The organism is Pseudoalteromonas sp. GW168-MNA-CIBAN-0100 (genome assembly GCF_040309225.1).
Taxonomy (GTDB): Bacteria; Pseudomonadota; Gammaproteobacteria; order Enterobacterales; family Alteromonadaceae; genus Pseudoalteromonas; species Pseudoalteromonas arctica.
The window spans coordinates 1-376 of sequence record NZ_JBEOOL010000206.1 but is presented as its reverse complement, the minus strand read 5'-3'; the positions used below and the strand labels follow the sequence as shown (position 1 = coordinate 376).

The window sequence follows — 376 nt, the reverse complement described above, 5'->3', positions numbered from 1 at the left end:
GATGCAGACTTATCGGCAAAGTTACCCCATTTTACTTATGATGAGTTTCGTGAACTAAGCGAGCAATACAATCTTTTTACTACTCATTTAAATCAGCTACTAAACACAACCTACAATAGCGCCCAAGCAGGCGTGCAAAGTATCGAGCAAGTAACTCAGTCTATGCAACAGACTGAGCAATTAAGCGGACAACAAATACATTTAAGCCATACCATTATAAATGCCAGCAACCAAATAGCGCAGAGCTTACAAAATATAGTAAGTAATACCGACAGCGTGCATAAAGTAAATAATGAGCATTTAAATTTTGTTAAGCTTTCGGCAACAGAGTTGTCGGCCTTAGTGCAACAAGTAAAATTAATAACCGATATGCTAA

1 pseudogene is annotated in these 376 nt (G+C 37.5%); it reads left to right on the top strand.

The features are described from left to right. Positions 1 to 376, top strand: a pseudogene (locus tag AAEY62_RS20755) (methyl-accepting chemotaxis protein); the annotation flags it as partial.